Origin of the sequence: Cellulomonas sp. URHE0023, from assembly GCF_000688475.1 — a bacterium.
Taxonomy (GTDB): Bacteria; Actinomycetota; Actinomycetes; order Actinomycetales; family Cellulomonadaceae; genus Cellulomonas.
Genome location: NZ_JIAN01000008.1, coordinates 25252 through 46262 on the forward strand (window position 1 = coordinate 25252; position 21011 = coordinate 46262).

At 67.7% G+C, this 21011-nt stretch carries 17 protein-coding genes and 1 tRNA gene; 10 read left to right on the plus strand and 8 right to left on the minus strand.

What is annotated here, in order from left to right; genetic code table 11:
* Position 1: 1 nt before the first annotated feature.
* From N553_RS22985 to N553_RS24395, 3 genes are all read right to left on the minus strand, one after another.
* Complete coding sequence (locus N553_RS22985) at positions 2–784, minus strand: hypothetical protein (protein ID WP_034622839.1); 783 nt, start codon at positions 782–784, stop codon at positions 2–4.
* Positions 785–788: 4 nt separating this feature from the next.
* Positions 789–1256 (minus strand): OsmC family protein, encoded by a 468-nt coding sequence (locus N553_RS0115325; protein WP_028047266.1) that lies wholly within the window; start codon positions 1254–1256, stop codon positions 789–791.
* 135 nt (positions 1257–1391) lie between these two features.
* Positions 1392–1922 (minus strand): hypothetical protein, encoded by a 531-nt coding sequence (locus N553_RS24395; protein ID WP_028047267.1) that lies wholly within the window; start codon positions 1920–1922, stop codon positions 1392–1394.
* 183 nt (positions 1923–2105) lie between these two features.
* On the opposite strand from N553_RS24395, the gene N553_RS0115335 reads away from it, so the two are divergent.
* The gene (locus tag N553_RS0115335; protein ID WP_028047268.1) at positions 2106–2462 is read left to right on the plus strand and encodes a DUF2200 domain-containing protein; all 357 of its coding nucleotides are present in this window, start codon (positions 2106–2108) and stop codon (positions 2460–2462) included.
* Positions 2463–2529: 67 nt separating this feature from the next.
* Positions 2530–2602: transfer RNA gene (locus N553_RS0115340), tRNA-Arg, on the plus strand.
* A gap of 1027 nt (positions 2603–3629) precedes the next feature.
* Here the strand turns inward: N553_RS0115340 and N553_RS0115350 are convergent.
* From N553_RS0115350 to mobF, 3 genes are read right to left on the minus strand one after another with little or no spacing between them, the layout of a single operon-like run.
* Complete coding sequence (locus N553_RS0115350) at positions 3630–4754, minus strand: site-specific integrase (protein WP_028047269.1); 1125 nt, start codon at positions 4752–4754, stop codon at positions 3630–3632.
* The gene (locus N553_RS0115355; protein WP_028047270.1) at positions 4754–4972 is read right to left on the minus strand and encodes a helix-turn-helix domain-containing protein; all 219 of its coding nucleotides are present in this window, start codon (positions 4970–4972) and stop codon (positions 4754–4756) included. Before N553_RS0115355 ends, N553_RS0115350 begins: the two co-directional genes overlap by 1 nt.
* A gap of 35 nt (positions 4973–5007) precedes the next feature.
* Positions 5008–7887 carry a MobF family relaxase gene (mobF, locus tag N553_RS0115360; RefSeq protein ID WP_034622986.1) on the minus strand — a complete coding sequence of 960 codons (2880 nt, stop codon included), beginning with the start codon at positions 7885–7887 and terminating at the stop codon, positions 5008–5010.
* Between the two features lie 179 nt (positions 7888–8066).
* Between mobF and N553_RS0115365 the strand changes: the two genes are divergently transcribed.
* The 6 genes from N553_RS0115365 (at position 8067) to N553_RS24400 (ending at position 15460) form a co-directional block, all read left to right on the plus strand.
* Positions 8067–8363 carry a hypothetical protein gene (locus N553_RS0115365; RefSeq protein ID WP_156043862.1) on the plus strand — a complete coding sequence of 99 codons (297 nt, stop codon included), beginning with the start codon at positions 8067–8069 and terminating at the stop codon, positions 8361–8363.
* A 317-nt stretch (positions 8364–8680) separates the two neighbouring features.
* A complete protein-coding gene (locus tag N553_RS0115375) occupies positions 8681–9076 on the plus strand; it encodes a hypothetical protein (RefSeq protein WP_028047273.1) in 396 nt (131 codons plus the stop codon).
* A gap of 280 nt (positions 9077–9356) precedes the next feature.
* Positions 9357–10733: an AAA family ATPase gene (locus N553_RS0115380; RefSeq protein WP_156043863.1), complete on the plus strand. Its 1377-nt coding sequence runs from the start codon at positions 9357–9359 to the stop codon at positions 10731–10733.
* Positions 10733–11455, plus strand: a complete 723-nt coding sequence (locus tag N553_RS25930; RefSeq protein WP_081844675.1) for an HNH endonuclease — start codon at positions 10733–10735, stop codon at positions 11453–11455. The genes N553_RS0115380 and N553_RS25930 overlap by 1 nt, the downstream gene beginning before the upstream one ends.
* A gap of 241 nt (positions 11456–11696) precedes the next feature.
* Positions 11697–14120 carry a serine/threonine-protein kinase gene (locus N553_RS25135; protein ID WP_156043864.1) on the plus strand — a complete coding sequence of 808 codons (2424 nt, stop codon included), beginning with the start codon at positions 11697–11699 and terminating at the stop codon, positions 14118–14120.
* Positions 14121–14617: 497 nt separating this feature from the next.
* Entirely contained in the window at positions 14618–15460 is an 843-nt protein-coding gene (locus N553_RS24400; RefSeq protein WP_028047277.1) for a protein NO VEIN domain-containing protein, read from the plus strand.
* 153 nt (positions 15461–15613) lie between these two features.
* Here N553_RS24400 and N553_RS24405 read toward each other — a convergent pair whose 3' ends face one another.
* Both N553_RS24405 and N553_RS24410 read right to left on the minus strand, forming a co-directional pair.
* Positions 15614–16072, minus strand: coding sequence for a matrixin family metalloprotease (locus N553_RS24405; protein WP_051640235.1), 459 nt, complete (start codon positions 16070–16072; stop codon positions 15614–15616).
* 20 nt (positions 16073–16092) lie between these two features.
* On the minus strand, positions 16093–16323 hold the full coding sequence (locus N553_RS24410) for a hypothetical protein (RefSeq protein ID WP_156043865.1): 231 nt from the start codon (positions 16321–16323) through the stop codon (positions 16093–16095).
* Positions 16324–17198: 875 nt separating this feature from the next.
* On the opposite strand from N553_RS24410, the gene N553_RS0115405 reads away from it, so the two are divergent.
* Both N553_RS0115405 and N553_RS0115410 read left to right on the plus strand, forming a co-directional pair.
* On the plus strand, positions 17199–18374 hold the full coding sequence (locus N553_RS0115405; protein ID WP_028047278.1) for a VOC family protein: 1176 nt from the start codon (positions 17199–17201) through the stop codon (positions 18372–18374).
* A 366-nt stretch (positions 18375–18740) separates the two neighbouring features.
* The gene (locus N553_RS0115410; protein ID WP_028047279.1) at positions 18741–20888 is read left to right on the plus strand and encodes a DEAD/DEAH box helicase; all 2148 of its coding nucleotides are present in this window, start codon (positions 18741–18743) and stop codon (positions 20886–20888) included.
* The last annotated feature ends 123 nt before the right edge of the window (positions 20889–21011 follow it).

The window sequence follows — 21011 nt, forward strand, 5'->3', positions numbered from 1 at the left end:
CCTAGAGGTCCTCTGCGGACGGCGCCGTCGGCTGGTCGGGCACCGACGTGAGGGCACGCCGGGCCTTGCGGCCGCGGGGCAGCCGGCGCGAGGGAGCGGGCAGGATCGCAGGCGAGCTGCCGGCGCCTGCGATCTCGTAGACGCGGGCGAACGCGGCGGGTGGAGGACCGAAGGCCTTGCGGGCACCGTCGATCACGGTGCGCCCCAGCCCGCGGGCACCCGCGACGCCGATGACGACACCGATGCCGAACGGGATGACTCGGCCGATCGCGAGCCCGGTCTGCTTGCCCAGCTGCGTGCGCACGAACCGGCGCGTCATCGTCGTGTTCACCTTGCGCACGGTGGCCATCGGCATCCGCGTGAGCAAGGCGCGCGCGACGCTGACCGAGGTCAGCTCGGCGCCGTCCGTGATCACGATGCCCTTGTTCTCGCCGAGGATCGTGGTGAGCAGCAGAGCCGTGCGACGGTCCGCGTCCTCCACCTCGATGCCGTGCACCGACGCGACGGCGAGCGCGAACGCGGCGGACGCCCCGAAGAACGTGGCGATGTCGCTCGCGGTCAGGGCCAGAGCGACCCCGGTACCGACCGCGGGGGCCGCAGCGACGGCCCCGACGGCCCCGCCGGTGGCCTGCACGACGCGCAGGTACTCCTTCTCGAGGAGTCGGATGATCTCTTCGGGGCTCGCCTCGGGGTTGTGCCGTCGCAGAGAGTCCACGTGGGCGTGGATGGTCGACGACGGGATGGTCACCGCCTTCGCGAGCGCAGCGTCGACGACGCCTGCCACGGGCTCAGCGCTCCCCGGTGACCGTCAGCTGCACGGTCGCACCGGCTTCGAGGGTGCGACCGACGGTGCAGTGCTGCTCGATCGATCGGTGGACCACGGTCAGCAGTCGGTCCCGCGCCGCAGCGTCCAGCGCGCTGAGGTCGACCACCAGCTCCTCGAGGAGCGCGGGATAGCGGTCCTGCTCGTCGTCCGCCATGCCCGACACATGGATGGTCACGTCCACGTCGTCGCCGAGGCGGTGCCGCAGAGCCGAGTCGGACGCGAGCCCGCTGCAGCCCGCGAGTGCGATCTTCAGCAGCTCTCCCGGGCTGAACGACGCCTCGTCGCCGACGCTGCCGATGAGCACCTCCGCACCGCGGGAGTTGCGCCCCGTGTAGCGGCGCACACCGGTGCGCTCGACCCACAGCTGCGTGTTGTCGGCGTTGGTGGTCACGTCAGGCGCCCCCTGCGGCGCCGCCTGCTCCGTCGTCATCCGGCGATCCTGCCACGCCAAGCGCGATCGGGCTCAAGATGCGCGGCCACCGTGGAGGGCGCCGGTGCGGTCTTCCCGCTGCGCCTCTCGGCCCGGCCTCGTCGGGCGGGCGGGTGCCCGCCCGACGAGCGAGCGTCACAGCCTGGACGCGGACCGTGCCCGGAAGTACGCGGAGGACGCGGGGAGCCAGAGCAGCACCAAGATGGCGACGGCGAGCACCAGCGACAGCAGGTTGAGCGCGATCGAGGTGCCCGTCGCGCTCCTGAGGCTGAACAGCGTACTGACCACGCCCAGACCGCCGAGCACCGTCGCGACGATGCGTGCCCACGACTTGCCGGCACCGTTCGCCGCAGCCATCCACAGCCAGAGGCCGACGGCGATCAGACCGACGACCGTCGCGGACACCAGAGCAATGGTCACCGCGGTGTCCACGTCAGCCGGTGTCAAGCTCGGGCTCGACTCCGCGAGCGTGTCGCGCAGCTGGTTCTTCGTGGCCCACGCGACCACGATGCCGATGAGGCTCAGCGCAGCACCGGCGTACATCAGCTGCACCGCACGTGTGACGGACGACGGACGCTCCACGGGAGCGACGTTGCTGGGCTGCACCTGGTACTGCGGTGCAACAGGCATCGATCGCTCGGCACCGCTCGGGTTGGGCTCGCTCATGCTTGTCTCCTTGTGAGGTGTCTGTGGATGGCTGCCCCCGGACGCTACCGGTCCACACGGGGGCAATGCAGGTCCATTCGGACTCTGGTGGGCGCCGCGTCGTGTCGTCCGCCTCAGGCTGCTCTGCTGCGCCCGAGTAGGCTCTTCCCGCTGTCGGTGTACACCTTCGGAAGGGCGCAGACAATGGCTGGGCACCGGATCTTCGCGATGAGCTTCGCGAGCATCTACCCGCTCTACCTGGCCAAGGTGGAGCGCAAGGGCCACACGAAGGACGAGGTCGACGAGGTCATCACCTGGCTCACCGGGTACGACGAGGTCAGCATGGAGAAGGCGATCGCCAACGAGGTGACGCTCGAAGACTTCTTCGCCGAGGCACCTGGTCTCAACCCGAACACGCCGCTGATCACCGGTCTGATCTGCGGGATCCGCGTCGAGGAGATCGAGGACCCGCTCATGCAGCAGATCCGCTACATGGACAAGCTCGTCGACGAGGTCGCCCGCGGGAAGAAGATGTCGTCGATCCTGCGGGGCACCACGTAGGGCTCGTCGCACCTGACCGATGCTCCGGTAGGCTTCCTGCGTTTCGTGGGCCTCCTCGAGGGTGCTCGCGCCTGTAGCTCAGGGGATAGAGCACCGCTCTCCTAAAGCGGGTGTCGGCAGTTCGAATCTGCCCAGGCGCACAAGTGTTTTTCCAGGTCAGCGCGATCTGAGGTGCGACTGGTGTGGTGGTTGCGACCGCAATGTCCGGTTCGTGGTCAGCATGTGGTCAGCAGTCCTTTCGTGGGCAGCCCTGCCGGTGGCACGAGTGCTGGAAACTGAGGCGATGCGAACCTGCGACAAGGCGTTCCACGCGGACCAAGCAGCAGCCCGCCTTGCCCTGGCCAGCATCCGCGAGAAGGCCAAGCAGAAGGGCGAGCCGGCCCGGCTGCCGGTGCGTGTGTATCCGTGCGACGTGTGCGACGGCTGGCACCTCACGGGAAAGCCGGTCCACGGCCGGAAGCCACCGTGGGACAGCGACCCTGACTGGGTTCGCCCCAAAGGCACGGCACACCTCCAGCAGCGATCCGCTGCAGTCGTCAAAGGCTCACGTCGGCAGCGAGCCCGCGCACGCGTCGGCGTGTGAGGACCGAATCGCACAAGTCCTTCAAACCACCCGAGGGCGCTTCGCGCGGGAGGCATTTTCTTCGTACGGCGGGGGGGTCACCAAGTACCGTTCTCGTCCGTGACGGAGCACTTCATTGCACCGGACGGGAAGCCGTCCCCATGTGACTACTGCGGCGCGCCCGTCCCTCGGAAGTGGTTCGGACTCGAGGTGCAGCAGCCGCGTCCGCGCGTTCCGGGTAGTCACGTAGACGACTGGCAATGGCACGACGTCATCTTCTGCAGTCAGGATCACGCAGCTCGGTGGCTCGCAGTGCCATTACCGACGCCGGAGCCGAGGGTCGCGCCTCCCGAAGTTGTCGCGACGAACTGGGGCGAGCGCATCGAGTGGGCTCTCATGGTCGGCGCTGTGCTCGTGGTGCTCGGGCTCGCAGTTATCGGAGGCTTTGCGGTCGTTCGATACATCCTGTCCATGGATTGAGGCGGCCGCGCGCTCGCGCCGAAGAGCCGTTCGGCGCCTTCGTATGGGCCGCCACGAGCGTTTTCGATGAGGAGAAGATCAAGGCGGCACGACGCGACACGGCTGTTGCGGCTGTCTCATCGCCATCAGCCGACCGGGGGGTCGGAGGCATCGGCACCTCCTTGCGGGTCCGGAAACGTCGGCATCCGTTCCATTGCCACCCATGGCGCCTCCGAGAAGAGGTGACCGTAGAGATCCATCGTCATCGTCGCGGTGGCGTGGCCGAGGATCATCTGGACCGCCTTCACATCGGCGCCGGCAGCGATGAGCAGCGAGGCGGCGGTGTGACGGAGGTCGTGGATCGTCGTGCCGGCCAGACCGACCGACTGGGTCGCCTCCGTCCAGCGCGACCGGACCCGGAAGTTGGTGTTGGTCCAGATCGCTCCCGTCGGGCTCGGGAACAGGTACGAGCCGGACGGGGCGCTCTCGATCCGATCGCGGACGTAGGGCTCGAGCGTGGGCGGGACCGGCACGGTGCGGGTCTGGTGCGTCTTCGTCGGCCCGAAGATGGCGCCGCTGGTCCTCTTCGACTGCGGGGCTGCGCGATGGACCCGCACCCCGAGGCCGTGTGGCGTCTGGACGACGTCGTCGACGCGCAGGGCGCACATTTCGGAGAACCGGCAGCCGGCCAGGCCGAGGAAGAGCACGACCGGCCGACAGTTCGGCGGCATGGCGTCGGCGAGCTTGCCCAGCTGCTCCGCGCGCAGCCAGTGCGGCTCGCGCTTCGTTGTGCCCTTGGGCAGCGGGATCGACCGGGCGACGTTGACGGAGATCCGTCGGTCGCGCACGGCGTAGTCGAGCACCAGCCGGATGACGGATAGGACGCGCCGCCGGGTGGCCGTCGCCAGCCCGCGGACCGTCATCGCCGTGAGCACACGCTCGACGTCCGTCGCGGAGATGACGGCGATCGGGAAGCGTCCGAGCAGGGGGATGACGTAGGAGTCGAGCAGGAACCGCGTCGTCTCCTGGCTCCGGACCGCGAGGTGCTGCCTCGAGCCCTGCCACTCCTCGGCGAGCGACTCGAACGAGACCCGGCCGCGAGTCGGGTCGATCCAGGTGCCGCTCTGGAGCTTGACCAGCTGGTCGGCCTCCCAGCGCCTGGCGTCGGTCTTGCGCTGGAACGACTTCTCGGCGATGACCCGGTGCTCGAAGAAGACCTTCGCGCGCCAGGTCACCGTTCCCGAGGGGAGCGTCCGCCGGGTGACGGACATCAGCGTCGGCGCGGCTGCGCGGGCTCCCGATCGACCCACGAGGCCGGGATGAGGATGACGGTGCCGAGCCGCCGGCAGGGGATCTGCTCGGTCTCGGCCAGGTGGTAGAGCGTCCGTACCGGCACCCCGAGGACGGCGGCCGCGTCCTTGACGCGGTAGTACTGCCGACGGGCGGTGATCGCGGGTGCGGTCGTCTCGGACTGCGTCGTTGTCGTCATGGTCGGTCTCCTTGCGTGGGTTGACGGACTTGCGGTCACCACCGCTCCAGCACAGGTCCATCGGGACTCGGGCTGGTCGGGGGCGTCAACGGGCTGCGCGTGATCTGTGGACGCAGCGGCGGGATGACGGGCTGTGGACGGGTGATGGGCAACGGCGGTTCTGGGCTCTCCGGGTGATGGGCCGCCCAGGTCTCGGTGGCCGACGTTTCGCCGTGCGTCGTGGCGAGGACGCGGTCGAGCAGCTCTCGAGGCCCGTCGAGTTCGCCGCTCGGAAGGCACTCTGGGTCGGGTCGGTCCGTGGCGACGTAGAGCCGGTTGAGGTGTCGGCCGCGGGTGACGGCGACGTAGAGGTCCTCGCGACCCATGCCAGCGGTGATGACCGTGTGGGTCTCGTCGACGGTCATACCTTGGCTTCGGGCGGTGGTGGTGGCGTAGCCGAGCTCAACGCTCTCGGCGACGTACGCCGAAGGCAGGCGCAGCGACTCGGCGGCTGCGTCGCCGGCGGCCCGGACTCGCACGCCGCCGTCGGGCAGGACGGCGGTGATCTGCCAGAGGTCGCCGTTGCGGACGAACCCGCCGCTGGTGCGCAGCCGCCTGTTGTTGCGACGGGTCACGATGCGATCCCCGACGCCGCCGGTCAGTCCGTCGCTCAGTGTGATGCCGGTGGTGCGAACGTCGCCGGTGCGGACGCGTTCGGCGCGGGTGCGGGCGTTGAGCTCGTTGACGGTGCGCCGGTCCGCGGCCGCGAGGAGGACGACTCGGCCGTTCGCCTCGGCGTCTTGAGCTGCGGTGAGGGCGTCGTCGAGCATGTCGTCGTGGGTGCCGTGGCTGATCCGGCCGTGCCGGATGTAGGCGTCCAGGGCGGCCGGGTCGCCGTGGCGCAGCTCGAGGGTGGCGCGCGCTTCCCAGGGCTGGCTGAACCGCCACAGGGTGCGCAGCTCGGCGGTGGGTCCGCGGCGGGCGAGCATCCCGAAACCACCGCCGGCGTCGACGGCTCCGCGTTGCAGGTGGTCCCCGACCAACAGCACCTTCGCCTCCGCGGCGCTGGCTTGGTCGATCAGGGCGGCAAGGGTCCGGGTGTCGGCCATCGAGGCCTCGTCCACGATGACTAGGTCCCCGCGTCGGAACCTCCACTGCTCTTGGTCGACGGCCAGCGCGTTGCGGCGCTCGTTCGCGGCAACGCGATCCGAGTACGTCACCGTCGGGCCGTCGACTACGGCCGTGCGTGCGGCGTACCGCAACGCCCGCTGCAACGCCGCGTCGCCGACGGACTCGAACATCCACTTGGCGGTGGTCTCGCACCGCGCACCGAGAGCGTCCGAGAGGGTCGCGGCCGCGCTGGCCGACGGGGCCAGGCCGATGACCGTTCCGCGGGTCCGCCGCCATTCGTCGGCCAGGGCAGCCAACGTCGTGGTCTTTCCGGTGCCAGCCGGCCCGACGAGGACGGCGAGCTGCCGCGGTGAGAGCAGAACGGCCTTGGCGGCCTCGCGCTGGTCGACGGACAGGTGTGCCATGCGCTGGTCCGCGAGTCGGCCGGCCAGCTGATGGATTCCGAGCGGCACGGTGGCTTCTGCGGCATCGAGCAGGGTGCGCTCGGCCCGCAGGAGCTCGAGCGAAGTGAATGTCTCCTCCCCGACGCGACGGCGGGCCGGTTCGGTGTCGTCGTCGAGCCGCACGCACGCCTTGCCGGCCTCGGTGACGATCGTGTTGGTCAGCCGCACCCGGTCTTCTGGCGATGCCATCCGAAACACCAGGGACGAGCGCAGGGCGGCGGCGCCGAGGTTCCAGGTCGACCACACCGATCGGCGGGTCGAGACGTCCTCGAGGACCTGGGCGACGATCGCGGCGCGAACCTCCGGCCCGACATCGCCCGCCCGCAGCGGACGGCTGTATCGGCCTGCCAAGGCGCGGGCGGCCAGATCGACGGGTTCGACCCCGGTCAGGGCGCGGGCACGGTTCGCCCAGTCGGCCAGCAGCTCCTGCAGCGCGCGGACGACCTTCGGCGGCCGAGTCTCGCGAGTCAGATGCTGGCGCGCCCTCGTCGTCTCCACGCGCGAAGGTGCCCGTCCTCGCTGCTCAGCGAACTCTTCGGCCCACCGCTGCTCGGCGCAATGGATCTGCTCCGACCGTCCGGAGAACTCGGCCAGCAGGTCCTCACCGACGCCGTCGACCTCGAAGGCGGGATTGCGACGCTCCCCGCGGGCACGCAACGACCATGTCGCGCCCAGCCGCCGTGACACCTCGTCGGCAAGCAACGCGTCGTACAGCTCAGAAACAGTCACGACCGCGCCATGCAACGTCCGGCCGTCCACGGACCGCCACGCACCGTCGGGCCCCTGGACCTTGTTCGCGACGACGACATGCGTGTGCAGGTTAGGGTCGCCGGCGCGGGAGTCCCAGTGATCGAACGCGGCCGCGACCATGCCGCGCGTCCGGACCTGCCGGCAGCCAGCCGCACCGACCCTCGTCCGGATCACCGAGTGCTCGACGAACTTCAGGGCCGAGGTCAAGGCGGCGCGGTGCGCGTCGTAGAGAGCGGTCCGCGTCCGGTCGTCAGCCAGCCCCCACAGGACCGAGTCCGACTTCGGCGCCGTGAAGGTCAGGTCATACCCGGCGACGGTGTGCCGGCCCTCGCCGGGCACGATCTGCTTGTAGGGCGTACCCAACGGCTCGAGGGTGACAGGGTTGCGCCCGTCGCGGAAGACCGCAGTCATCGCGGCCTCGGACACGGCCGCGCCCGACCTAAGCCGCCCGTCGCCGAGGGCGTCCAGCCCGCCGCCGATCCACCGTCCCGACGGGTTGCCCGTCTGCTCGTAGTACGCGGTGAGCGAGTCGTCGGCGGACAACCCCGCGTCGCCGGCCGCGACGTGCCGCGTCAGGTACGCGTACCCGTCGCCAACGGTCAGCTTGTGCATCGACAGCACGCCAGCACCTCCTGAGGAGCAACTCGGGCGAGTGCTCCTACAGATAGGTGCGCCGAAATGTGTGTAAGACGCGACGTAGATTTCGAGAGAGCGCGCGGGGTGCGAGGAGCGCCAGTACTGCACGGTTGGGGAGGGAGCTCGGCTTCCCGTCGGGGACTACCGTCGCGATCATGCCTGTAGACGACCTCGGGGTGCTCCCCGCTGATCTGCAAACCCGTGCCCGGGCCGAGGAGAACGGCGAGGTTTCCTGGCACGTCGACGATGCCGCTTCGGTCCTCGGTGAACTGGCCAACGCCGGGCGCGTGGTGCTCGGTCTCGATGTGCGCGAGTACGACGAGGACGGGTCGTTCCTGGAGGTGGCGTGGAGCGTCTACGCGGGAGTGGACCCGATCGAAGCCCGAGATGCTGCGCTCGGAGCCTTGTCGCGCGGGGGTCTACCGGGCGACTGGATCCTAGTCACCTGGTGACGAGGCCAGCGCGCTCTCATGCGGCGTTCCGCGTCTCGTTCGGCGATATGGGGTGCAGCGAGTCAGCGCAGGCTCGCGGCTCCGGGGTGGATCGCTACGTCCGCGGACCGCCCGATGACGCCGCTCACGCCGACAGCAGAGGGGGCCTCGTTGTCCGGCTGTGTGTACCGAAATCTTGCCTGGGCGACGTCGTCCGCGTCGCCGGAAAAAGCCAGGGCCGAGTACATGAGCTGGACCCTCGTCCGCCTCCGTCAGCTGGTCAACGGCTTCGTGGTGGGGTTGGGCATGTCAGGGCTGCGGCGCCGTAGCGTGTGCGGATGCCGAATGAAGAGCTCCGTGACGCGTGGGACAAGGCGCTTGATCGGTATGCCGACCTCGACGCGGCAGCGGCTCGCTTCAACGTCACTCTCTTGGAGATGCTCCGGCCCCGTTGGGAGTCTTCTGTCCGGCCCGACACGTCGATGTTCATGCTTCTCTTCACGCGACCGGAAGTAACCGGGTACCACTTCGACGAACGCGTCGAGGTCATCGTCGAGGCAGCTGATCGCGTGCGGCTGGCTTTCGTCCGCAACGCTCCGAGACGCGGCGAGGTCCTGCCGGCCGGGCCCGTCACGGTCACAGGCGACTACACACGCCCGGCGAATGCTATGCAGGCAGTGGAGGCGCTGTTGTTCCAGCTCGCGTCACCAGAACAGCCGCAGTTGCCTCGATGACTCTATGAGTCTGGGTCGACCTGAGCCTGGGTCGGCGCACTCCGTTCGATCGTCCTGGATGAGCGCTCCTCGTCGCCCAACCCGACCCGATCGACTGGGTGGCGCCCTGACGATCGATCACGTGGCCGACTCTTCTTGCATCACCGGATCTCGATGACGTGACTGGCGCCGGCCACCGCCAGTGGGCCTACCCCGCGACGCCCCCAGCTGCCCTGGGCCCCGCCGGAGCTAAGCCAGCGCCCCTGTGAAGGTGATGGTGGCTCTGGTACAAAGGGGCCTCATGACCGAAGACGGGGAGGATAGCCCGACTCTCGCTGGCATCACGCTGACGGGCTGGCGGCAGTTCAGCACTATCGATCTCGACCTCTCGAGTCGGCTGACCGTGCTTACGGGCGCGAACGGCACGGGTAAGAGCACGGTGCTCGGCATTCTTGCCAAACACTTCAGTTGGAAAACGGTCTTTGCGGCCGTGCCTCGACGGGATCGAGCCGGAAGAGAACACTTCTTCAGTGACTGGCGCGCCGAACTGCCCGAGGCATCGCGCGATGGCGGAACATTTTCTGACGACTACGAGCTCGACATTCTGCACCCGCGCGAGCAACTGCCCACCGTAGCTCAGCCGAGCCGGCCCAGCGACGAACTGACGAGCATCGGTACCGTCAGGTACTCGGATGGCTCCGATCTCACCATCGGCATTCCCAAACTCGAGTCCGCTACCTATGACGTGGTGCCTGCGTCGACGCGCCAGTGGCCGACCCTCGCGGGACTCTACCTCTCTGCGTTTCGAACACCCACGGTCTATACGCAACTCAAGACGATACCCGCGCAGTTTGACGCAACGGAACGTATGCTCGACACATACGTGGAGCAGTACCGGACTCGCTACTACAACGAGTACCTGCCACCGGACCAGAGTGCGTTCAAGACAATGAAGGAGTCCCTGGTTGCCGCGGCCGTCTACGGTCCGGGAAACTCGTCCGTCCAGCCAAATGCTGCGGCACGGGATATCTGGGACGGTTATCAGGCGGCGCTCCATAGGTTGCTTCCCCCTGAACTCGCTTTCTCGCATCTCGTGGTTCGCGCGCCGGACGTCATTGTTCGGACGACGATGGGCGATGAATACCCTATCGACAGCGTTTCGGGCGGAGTTGGCGCAGTCATGGAGCTCACATGGCAGATCCTCCTGAGATCCTGGGGGAGCCCTAGGTTCACGGTGCTGATCGATGAGCCGGAGAACCACCTCCACCCCAGTCTGCAGAGGTCGCTGCTTCAGAACCTCCTTGATGCGTTCCCCGGCGCAAACTTTGTGGTGGCGAGTCACAGCCCGTTCATAGTGAGCTCTGTAGCGGAGAGCAACGTGTACGCGCTGAAGTTCAACGATGAGGGCCTCGTCCAGGCTGTCCTGCTTGATCGCTCCGACAAGGCCGGCTCCGCAGACGACGTTCTCCGCGACGTCCTGGGCCTGGAGAGCACAAGGCCGGAGTGGGTCCTAAGCCAGTATGAAGCTATCCTCGCCGGCCATCTAGAGAATGCTCCGGATTCTGCGAATCTGATGTCTCTTCGGCGAGAATTGGAGGAAGCCGGACTCAGCTCGGAGCTCCCTCGTGCCGTTACGCGGCTAACAGACACCTACATCGAAGAGCGCGGGCGCGATTGATGCGCAGTCTATCTAAGGCGGACGTCCCCGCTACTATTCGCGATAAGAAGGCTGAGCTCACGAGCAGCTACATCGCTTCGGAAGGGCGCACTGTTCCGTGGAAGGCACGAGACATCGTCGCCTCGCTGGCCGTGGAGACGAGTGACAAGTGCGCATACTGTGAGAGTCGCGTTGGGGCTGTTGCGTGGACGCATGTGGAGCACATCAAGCCAAAGTCGCTCTTTCCGGAACTTGTGGTCGACTGGGCCAACCTTACGCTGGCTTGCCCGCGGTGCAACCAGTACAAAGGCGACTACCACTCCGACGAGCATCCGCTAATGAACCCGTATACGGATTCGCCGGAGGCCCATCTCCTCTACTTCTTCGGAATGGTCCGGGCTCGCCCTGGCGACCAGCTCGCGTCCGATACAATTCGCATTCTTCGTTTGCATAGGCTAGAGCTCCAAGACCGGAGAGTTGCCGCGGTGGAGCGTGTGGACTCCCTTGTCCACGACTGGGCGCGTGCGGACGGACCGCTAAAGGAGGCGATCGAGGAACTCATCGCTGAGCATTTGGAGGATGGTGCGGAGTACGCCGCTTCGATTCGAGCCTATCTAGATTCCGTCGGATTCGAGCCGAGCGCCCGCGTGGCGCCGCCCGCGTTCACGTCGGCTGCTTCTGGGCAGGTGGCGGGGGATGCGCCAGCTCATCACGGGCCGCAGCCCGCGACGGGGGAGCGCTGAGGGACACGCTGCTAGCGCTCTTCCCCCGCAGCTTCCAGGTTCGATCAACGCCGCGAGACCGGGCGGGCACAGTGCCGTACGGCGCTTCACGCCGTTGCCGTATGGCACATCACGCCGCAATCGCATCGGGCTCGGGCCCCTACAGGCGAGCTTGTCCTCGCATCGAGGCCCGGACAGCAGTCGAGCGCGGCTCACCCGAACGGGTACGGGGTCGTCGTGGTCCCCTCGCTAAGATCAACTCGTGACGATTGACGCCCGCGATCTCCGCCGTTTCGTCCTTCAGGATGATCCCGAGCATGGAAAAGGGCGGCGCGGCGAGGTCGTCGAAGCGATAAGTCGCTCCTCATTCAGCATCGAGTACGTCCACGTCCCATTCCCGTATGCCACGCCTGCGGAATTGCGGATCGGTGACACTTTCGGCCTCTTCCTGAAACCGAACCAGTCGGCCAAGCGACTTTTCGGTCTCGATCGAGAGGTTCTCCTCTGGTGCTCTACATACGGGCGGTTCCAGGCGAAAGACATCGACGTGCTATTCAAGGTGATGGAGGAAAACGGGACTCGCCTGAGTCGACAATTTGCCATCCTGGTCACTCGCTATGAGCGGGACGAGAGGAATGTACTCGAGTCAGAGGCGGATCTGGACTCTAGTCTCGTGCACATCTCACTTCAGGAGCTGCGGGCGAACGGCCTTGACGCGCTGCTAACGCGCCACCTTTATTCGAGAGACCTCTTCGATGTTTCGGGTGCCGCAGTCCTGGCCGCCGACTTCTTTGGGCGCCGGGATCTCATTGACCGGCTCGTAAGCGAAGTGGAGGTCGGAACGAATCAGATTGGTGTCTTCGGACTTCGAAAGGTCGGAAAGACCAGCCTTCTCAATCGTTTGGGCGAACGACTGCGCAACTCCGGAAAGGTTGCCGTCGCCCGGCTGGACCTGCAGTGGTCCACCTCGATCAACGGACGGCCCGAATACACCCTCTGGGCGATGGGTGAAAGCATATACGCTTCCCATCGTGCAATACGGTCGATGGGTGACTTTCGATTGTTTGGAAAGTTTGACACGTTCTCGGACATTCCCAGTCCGGACTCGACCTGGGAATGGTTCGCCCACGACGTGATGGTGATCCTTAGCAAGTCGAGAAGGCGCGTTTGCATCTTGATCGACGAGATCGAACGCATGTTTGAGGCGGCAGAAGAACGCGGATTTATTCGCTTCTGGCGCCTACTCCGGGGCCTCGACCAACAGCAACCCGGACGTCTACGGTTTGTTCTAGGCGGTACGAGTCCCCAGTGTGCCGAGCTCGGGTTGATCAACAACGAAGACAACCCCCTGTTCAACTATCTTCAACTGGAGTATCTAGGGCCCCTACAGAACGAGGACACAGGCAGACTCCTGCGAACGCTGGGTTCGTCTATGGGTCTAGACTTTGACAACTCAAGTTTGATTTGGGCGCGAAGCCAATGCGGTGGCCACCCGGCGCTCCTCAGGGCCCTTGGATCGACAGTCCACGACGCGTACGCCGGACGCGTTGCGCCCGTGCTATTGAACGATGCATCGCTAGCTAGACTTGAGCCGACGCTTGCACGGCGAACCGCTCCGATTCTTGATCAAATGGTCGCAGCGCTCGAAGATCAGTACCGAACCGAGTTCGATCTCCTTGAGTTGGTCGCCTCTGGCCAACTGTTTCAATATCGTGAATACGTTGAGATATTTCCGGGTGAGTCGGAGAGGCTGCGCCATTATGGCTTGATCGGCGCAGGCGATACGCCGGTGATAGCGATTCAACAGCTTCATGCTCACCTAATTCGACGGAAAGAATTGCAGTCAATTCGGATAGCGCCGAGCCGACTCCTATCCTCGGGCTCAGAACTCGGCCCGTGGCGGGTAGAATCATGCCTCGCGTCCGGGGGGTATGCCGACGTGTACAAGGTCAGGGCGGGCGACTCCGTCGCTGCGGCGAAAGTTTTGCGTGGCGGTCACTTGTCGGCTCTCCAGCGAGAGGTTGACGCTCTTTCGGCGCTCTCCCATTCCGGCATTGTGCGATTCATGGATTCGTTGCGAGCATCGGACGGCGAACCCTGCCTGATAATGGAGTTCCTAGAAGGAAAGGATGCCTCCAAGTACTGCATGCCTGCCTCCGCGCCGTCGACTCGTGACTGGTTCCGGTGGATAGCGGAGGTGCTGTCGGCGCTCGAGTCCATGCACCCTCGAATCGACTACGCTCGTAAGCTCGAGTCGCGGGAGTCGATGAGTAGCACAGAGTTCGAAGAGTGGGGTCGGGCGCGCCACGGCCAGATTCATCGAGACATTAAGCCCGAGAACATCATGATCGTGCCGGGGCGCGGTCCCGTGCTCATCGACTTCAACATTGCGGTTCTTGCTGGCGCCCCCGTCTTGACTTCGTCGTCAACGGCGGGCTACTTGCCGTCGCTGCCGGTGGAGTGGTCGCCCGCATGCGATCTGTACGCCCTCGGAGTGACGTCGCTTGAACTGGCGGCGGGCACCCGACTCTCGACCTGCTCGTTAGACGAGTTGGTCGAGATCGCTAGGGCGCGGCATGGCGACGCGGTCGGCGATGCAGCCGGTCTCCTTCTCGCCTCGCCCGGAAGTGGTGCCGGCGCCGCGGCGATTCGTAGAGAGTTCCTGCGGCTACAGCCTGGTCGCTAGCCGGCGTCGGCCATCGGAGCTCCGGCGCCACTGCGATCTCGAAGCGAACCAGCTAGAGGGCCGCGTCGGTCGGGCAACAGTGCGGGGCACTCCGACTGAGTCGGCAGATTCACCTAGGCCCATGTGTGGGGCGCGATCATCGGGCTTGTCGGGCGGCGACGACCACGTTCGGAGGAATCCGCCGAACGAGCGTGGTCAGCAAATGGTCAGCACGCGTATTGGATTCCATGCACTCTGGGAATTACTCGCGTGTGTTTCCGCAGGCCAGCGCGGTGCAGACCCGTCCAAGCCGAACTCCTAAAGCGGGTGTCGGCAGTTCGAATCTGCCCAGGCGCACAGTGTGTTGGTCTGAGCCAAGCCTGCTCTTCGCCGTGGCATTTGCCCTTTTTAGGCGTCGCGCATATGAGGTAGACGCCGGTTCGGGCTGGCTCTCCTGATATCCCAGGCCGTTCATTCTCGCGTCGGCCCCGCAGGCCCTCGGCCGGTACGGTGAGCCCGTGGCCACGTACTTTGACTCGCGCCAGGATGCTGAGGCTGGCGTCCCCGCCCAGGCCGGCCTGAGCCCAGCCGCCGCCGTGGTCGCTGCGACGATCAGTGCGGTCTTTGGGCGCGACGTCGCAGCGACTCTGAGCCCGGTCAATCAGCCACTCACGACGGTTCCCCCTCGCACGGCGATGTACGCCGTCATCGGCGGGTTGCGCTGCTCGCTGTATGCCGACTCGAAGGCCGTCAACGTGCTGACACCCCGTTCGAACGCTGACAGGCATCTACGGGCTCACGCTCGACACGGCGAGGCCATCGTTCCCAGCCCCCAGGGGGACCCTTTTTATGCAGGCGTCCGCTACGCATATGCCGAGGCGGCCGACCGTGCGCCGGAGCTCGCCGACGCGGAGGTCTTAGCGGACGAGGCTGCTGGTCGTGTGCCTCGTCGGGGGCTCTTGACCTCGGCCGCGGAACGAAAGGCCATCGAAGGGCGAGCCGTACGTGTCACCCAGGAGCATTTGGAAGCGCTCGGTTATCACGTCGAAGACGTCGGTGCGTACGAATCCTTCGACCTCGATGTTCGGCGCGGCGAGGAGCGTCTGTTTGTCGAGGTGAAGGGGACGACGACGTCGGGTGACGCGGTCGTTCTCACGAAGAACGAGGTCGACCTGCATCGCATGCACTACCCCAACAACGCACTCGCGGTCGTCCGCCGGATTGAACTGGACCGTTCCACGGCGCCGCCGGTCGCCAACGGTGGCGAACTGGTGCTCATCCAGCCTTGGCAGATTGAGGACGAGCGTCTGACGGCCTTGAGCTACCAGTACGTGACCGGAATCAGTGGATCGCAGCCATAGATCGGGCGGCATAGCGGCAGCGCCGCGGGCACTCGACCTGGGGCCACCTCAGCGCGATCGCCTACGACGACGCCCCCGCGCAGCACTGGCGTTTCTGGTGCGCCGCTCGTTGCTGGCCGGTCGCGCGGCGTGCTCTTCGCTTGTAGAGCCTGATCAGAACCGTGGGTCGCAGGTCCCCTGGCCGAGCAGGGCCAGACCGGTCAGGTCTCCCGCCTGGAACGTGTTCACGCCGGGCATCGCGGAAGGGCTCATGATCTGGGTGGGGTCGGCGACGTGGTCCAGACCGACCAGGTGCGCGAGCTCGTGCATGACGATCGTGACGCCCTGCCCGTCGAAAGCCTGGGCGTCCATGACCTGCTCCACGTCGAGCTCGATAACGCCCGTGACGTTGACCAGTAGCTGCCCGTCTACGGACACCGGTGTCGGTCCGCCAACGCCGACGACGTTGCCGGCAAGCCGCATGTTCTGCGCCTCGGTGTCCCACTCGATCAGGACCGGGGCCCACCGGTCGCCGTACAGGGCTGGCTGGGACAGCGGCCGGATGGTGCGCAGCGGAACGCTCTCATTGGTGGCGCCGTCATTGACGAATACCAGCCCGCTCGCTGCTGACACTGCCGAGGCCGCGGCCTCGATCAGGTCGTTGCCGCCAGGTGGTGGCCGGCGGTCCGTGTCACGTAGTGAATCGGGCGGCACGGGTCCCACGAGACCGGGGTGATGCCGTCGGCTTGGACGTGCAGGAACTTGTACGAGCTCGACATCGAAGCGACGAGCGGCGGGTGCCCGAGCGGAACGGTGCCCGCCTCGAATCCGGGCGTGGGGAACCCCATCGCTCTGAGGACGTTCTCGGGGATGGTTGTGCCCACCGGCGTCGGACCTGGCGCGGGGGGCGCAGGAACGCTGATGCCACCCAGGTCGACGCGCCTATCGAAAACCGGGCTGTGCGTGGTGAACCAAGCCGCTGCACAGAGCACACCCACGACGAACAGGACGAGCGTGTTCTGGTACCCGACGGACTGCCGGATGCCACCAGCCGGACGGCGTGCCCCACTCGGTGTCTGCGCGGGCGCCGGAGGCCCAGACACCGTGGGGTCCTGCCGCCTGAGTGCGGGGACGATCTCTGTGCCAGTGCGGGCTTCGTCCGCGACGCGCTCGGGAACAGGACCAGACGGTGAACGGGGCGCGCCGTCGTGCGGAATCTCGTTCACAGGCTGGCTCTGCTGCCCTTCAGGTTGGCGTTCGCACTGGTCATCGGCGGACCTGGTTCGGAACTGAAGGCGAATCGCAGCCCAGGGGTCCGCTTGCAGGTCTGCGACAACCTGCGCGCCGCGACGGTCGGGCTAAGGCGCCCAGCCGGCGTCAGTACGTCGTCGCTCACCGCCAGCCCTGTCGGAACCCCCTCGCGGCAACCGCTGCGGTTGGCCGTCGCTCATGACGGACTGGCAAGCCGTAGGCGACCTGGGCGTCGGCGCAATGCCGGCGCGCGACCGAGGCGGACCGCTTGGGCCCCGTCATGCGAGGTCTTCGAACGAGTCGTCGCTTGCGCACCGGCACATCCACCGCCCATCGGCGAAGCCGCGGAGGAGCGCGATCCCCGGCCCCGGCGAGCTGGTCGAACGTGGGGGAAGGATGACCGTTCCGGACGGGAAACCGATCCGTAGCCCGCCGCCTTTCCCCTGGGGATCGACGACCCGGTCATTGTCCGGAGGCGACCGCTCAGAGCGAGTTCTACAGTGCCCGCATGGCCGTGATCGGGACGGACTGGCGGGTGCTCGATGGCGTGGTGACGGCGTGGTTCGACGCGCCGTCGCTCACCGAGGGGGCGGCGGTGGCCGCGCGCGTCGCGGAGCTGTCGGACGCGGCCGTGGTCGACGTACGCGCGACGGGCGTGCGGGTGCGCCTGGACGGAGGCGAAGGCGCCGCGGCGGTGTCAGCGGCCGTGCGGGACCGTGGACTGGTGGCGAACCCCGCTGCCCTGCAGCACCTGAGCGTGGTGCTCGAGTCCGCGAACCCGACGGCGGTGCGGTCGTTCTGGCAGCGGGCGTTCGACTACGTGCCTGGGCGGGGCGACGATCTGAGGGATCCCTTGCGGCGCGACCCTGCGATCCGGATCCGGCAGTCCACCGAGACTCGGCCGCTGCGGAACCGGATCCACCTCGACGTGGTGCGGCCGGCCGCAGCGGTGGAGCAGGCGGATCTTGGTGAGGCGTTCGGACCGTACGGGGTCTGTCACACCGACCCGGACGGCAACGAGGTCGACCTGGTGCCGGGCGACGCGCTCAGCGAGCAGACGGGGACAGCCGACTGGCAGGCTGTGTTCAGCGCGATGGCGTGCTACCGCACCACGTCGCGGGAGCAGCAGCGCGACCTGGCCCGCGCGGCCGCGACGCTGGCGAGCGACGCCGGCTTCCCGTTGCTCATCGACCTGCGCCCTGGGCTCGTGATCCTCGACAGCGGGAAGGACCAGTGGGAGGACGACGTCCACGGCCTGACGCTCGACTTCACCGACCTCGCGCAGGATCTTCAGACCGCTGCCCGCGAGGTCGGCGCTGTCGCGGATCCGCGGCTGCCACGCTTCGCGCAGCTCTTCCTCGACGCTGCCGACGTCACCGCGGTCCGCGCGTTCTGGCTCGCCGCACTCGGGTACATCCCGGACGGGCGAGCCGCGGTGAGCGACATCGACGACCCACGGCGGGTGAACCCGGTGCTGGTCTTCCAGGAGATCGACGCGTCGGAGACCGAGCGCCGCCGTCAGCGCAACCGCATCCATGTCGAGCTCGCGGTGCCGTCGGACCTCGCGCAGACACGTCTCGCCACGGCCGTCGCAGCGGGTGGCCGCGTCCTTGACGCAGCGGAGGGTCGGTGGCGGGTGGCCGACCCCGAGGGCAACGAGCTGCTGATCGTCAGTGGGGCATGAGGTCGAGGTGGCTCGAAGTCCCTGGGGGTTCGGCAGGTCGGGTCCACCCGTGTGCGCGGTGTGTCGGCCCGCGCCAGTCGGTCTACGGGGCGCCCAGCGGTAGGCTCCACCTAGGTCGGGACCACGTGTGGCCGCATCCGCGTTCCGCGGCGGTTCTCACGGGCACCCGGCGGTGTGTCGCCAACGGCGTGAGCACGGCGCCGCGGCGGCGTACGCGGCGATGCCGCACGCGACCGCGCACCCTGGCCGAGCGCGCCGGGCGGGCCGGCGGTTCGGGACCGGTGACGAGCCCGAGCGTTCGGGTGTGCGCTGGTCGCACGGTGCGCTCTGCCGCGATCGCGGTGCGGATGCTCTGAAGGAGGAGATGTGGCACGACCGAGCCAGCGCCGGTCCGGTGGTGCGCGCACGGACCAGGGCGCCCAGCGCCGTCCGGCCTCACGTCCCACCGAGCAGGGGATCATCCCGGTGCTCGCCGAGGTCGCTCGCGACGTGGACCGCGCGGTGCAGCGACCACCGACCCGTCCTGCCGTCCGCACGAAGTTCCAGGTCGTCGCTCTGCTGGTGCGCGAGGAGCGGGCCCGCGTGATGGCGGACGCCACGATGGGCACGTCGCGCCGCACCGAGCAGCTCAAGCGGCTCGACGGCGTGGCGACGATGCTGGCCAGGACCGCCGCCCGGGACACGTCGCTGCTGGAGCTGCTCGGCGAGGAGGCGCGAGTCTCGGACGCGGCGCGCGCCTACAAGGCGACGCTGATGCGCGCCGGTGGGCTCGAGCCTCCGGACGAGCCCGAGCCCGTCGTGGCCGCCGCGCCGGTCACCGAGACCGCGCCGCGCGTGGTTCCCCGGTCGGTGATCTCCCGCCAGCTGGCGAACCCGTTCCTGGCTCCGGACTACGAGGCCGCGGCCGCGCGGACGGCGGCCAAGGCGCGCCGTCTCGCCGGTTGGGAGCTGCTCGATCCGCTGTTCAACTCGTTCGAGCGGGCCGCGACGGGCGCCCCTGCCTGCATGCGGCTGCCGGAGCCTCGCTCGCTGTCCGTGTCTCCCGGTCGCGAGCTCATGCCGCACCAGGCCCAGGTCGTCGCGGCCACGGCCGGCGGCCATCGCACGTTCCTGCTCGCCGACGAGCCCGGGCTCGGCAAGACCGCTCAGGCGCTGCTCGCCGCGCAGGCGGCCGACGCCTACCCGCTGCTCGTCGTCGTGCCCAACGTGGTCAAGACCAACTGGGCGCACGAGGTCGGACTGTGGACGCCGTTCCGTCGGTCCACCGTGGTCCACGGCGACGGTGACCGGGTCGACGGGTTCGCGGACGTCGTGATCGTGAACTACGAGCTCCTCGACCGGCACGTCGGGTGGCTCGGTGACCTGGGCTTCCGGGGGATGGTCGTTGACGAGGCGCACTTTATCAAGAACAAGACCTCGCAGCGCTCGCAGCACGTCCTGACGCTGTCCGAGCGGATCCGGGCCCGCACCGCCCGGCCGCTGCTGATGGCTCTCACCGGCACCCCGCTGATCAACGACATCGAGGACTTCCGGGCGATCTGGCAGTTCCTCGGGTGGATCGACGACGAGAAGCCGTTGGGCCCTCTCATGACCGCGCTCGAGGAGACCGGGCTCACCCCCGCCGACCCCGGTTTCTACACCGCGGCGCGGGCCAGCGTGATCGACATGGGCATCGTGCGTCGTCGCAAGGTCGACGTGGTCGCTGACATCCCCGCCCGGCGGGTGGCGGACCTGCCCGTCGAGCTCGACGGGGCGGTGGGCCGCTCGATCCGCGCAGCGGAGGCCGCGCTCGCAGGCCGGATGGTCGGGCGCTACCGCTCAGCCGTGGAGTTTCGCGGCGGCGACTCCGCCGCGGGCGAGGTCGACCTCGAGCTCGTGCGTCAGGTCGCGGCGGCCGAGCTCAAGGACTCGAGCTCGAAGGCCGGTGGCGAGAACGTCTTCACGATGGTGCGTCGGATCGGCCAGGCCAAGGCGGGGCTCGCTGCCGACTACGCAGCGCAGCTCGCCCGGAACGTGGGCAAGGTCGTGTTCTTCGCCAAGCACGTCGACGTGATGGACCAGGCCGAGCAGACCTTCGCTGACCGGGGCATCAAGTACGCCTCGATCCGCGGCGAGCAGACGACCAGGACGCGCAACAAGAACATCGCGGCGTTCGTGGACGATCCCGAGGTGCAGATCGCGGTCTGCTCGCTGATGGCCGCGGGCGTGGGCCTCAACCTCCAGGTCGCGTCCAACCTGGTGCTGGCCGAGCTGTCCTGGACCGACGCGGAGCAGACCCAGGCGATCGACCGCATCCACCGGATCGGCCAGGACCAGCCGGTGACCGCGTGGCGGATCATCGCCGCGCAGACCATCGACTCGAAGATCGCCGAGCTGATCGACAGCAAGGCGGGCCTGGCCGCCCGGGCCCTCGACGGCGCGGACCTCGAGGACGGTGCCGGATCGACAGACGTCCAGCTCGAGGCCCTCGTGGGGCTGCTCACCGACGCGCTCGCCGCCGAGGGCGTGGCCTGAGCGGACTTCTCGGCCGACGGTCGCCGCGAGCGCACCCGCCGGCGGGGGCCAGGAGACCTGAGATGGTGGGTCCGGCCCGTCGCGTCCAGCACGGCGCACAGCGGCGACATCGATAACCTCAAG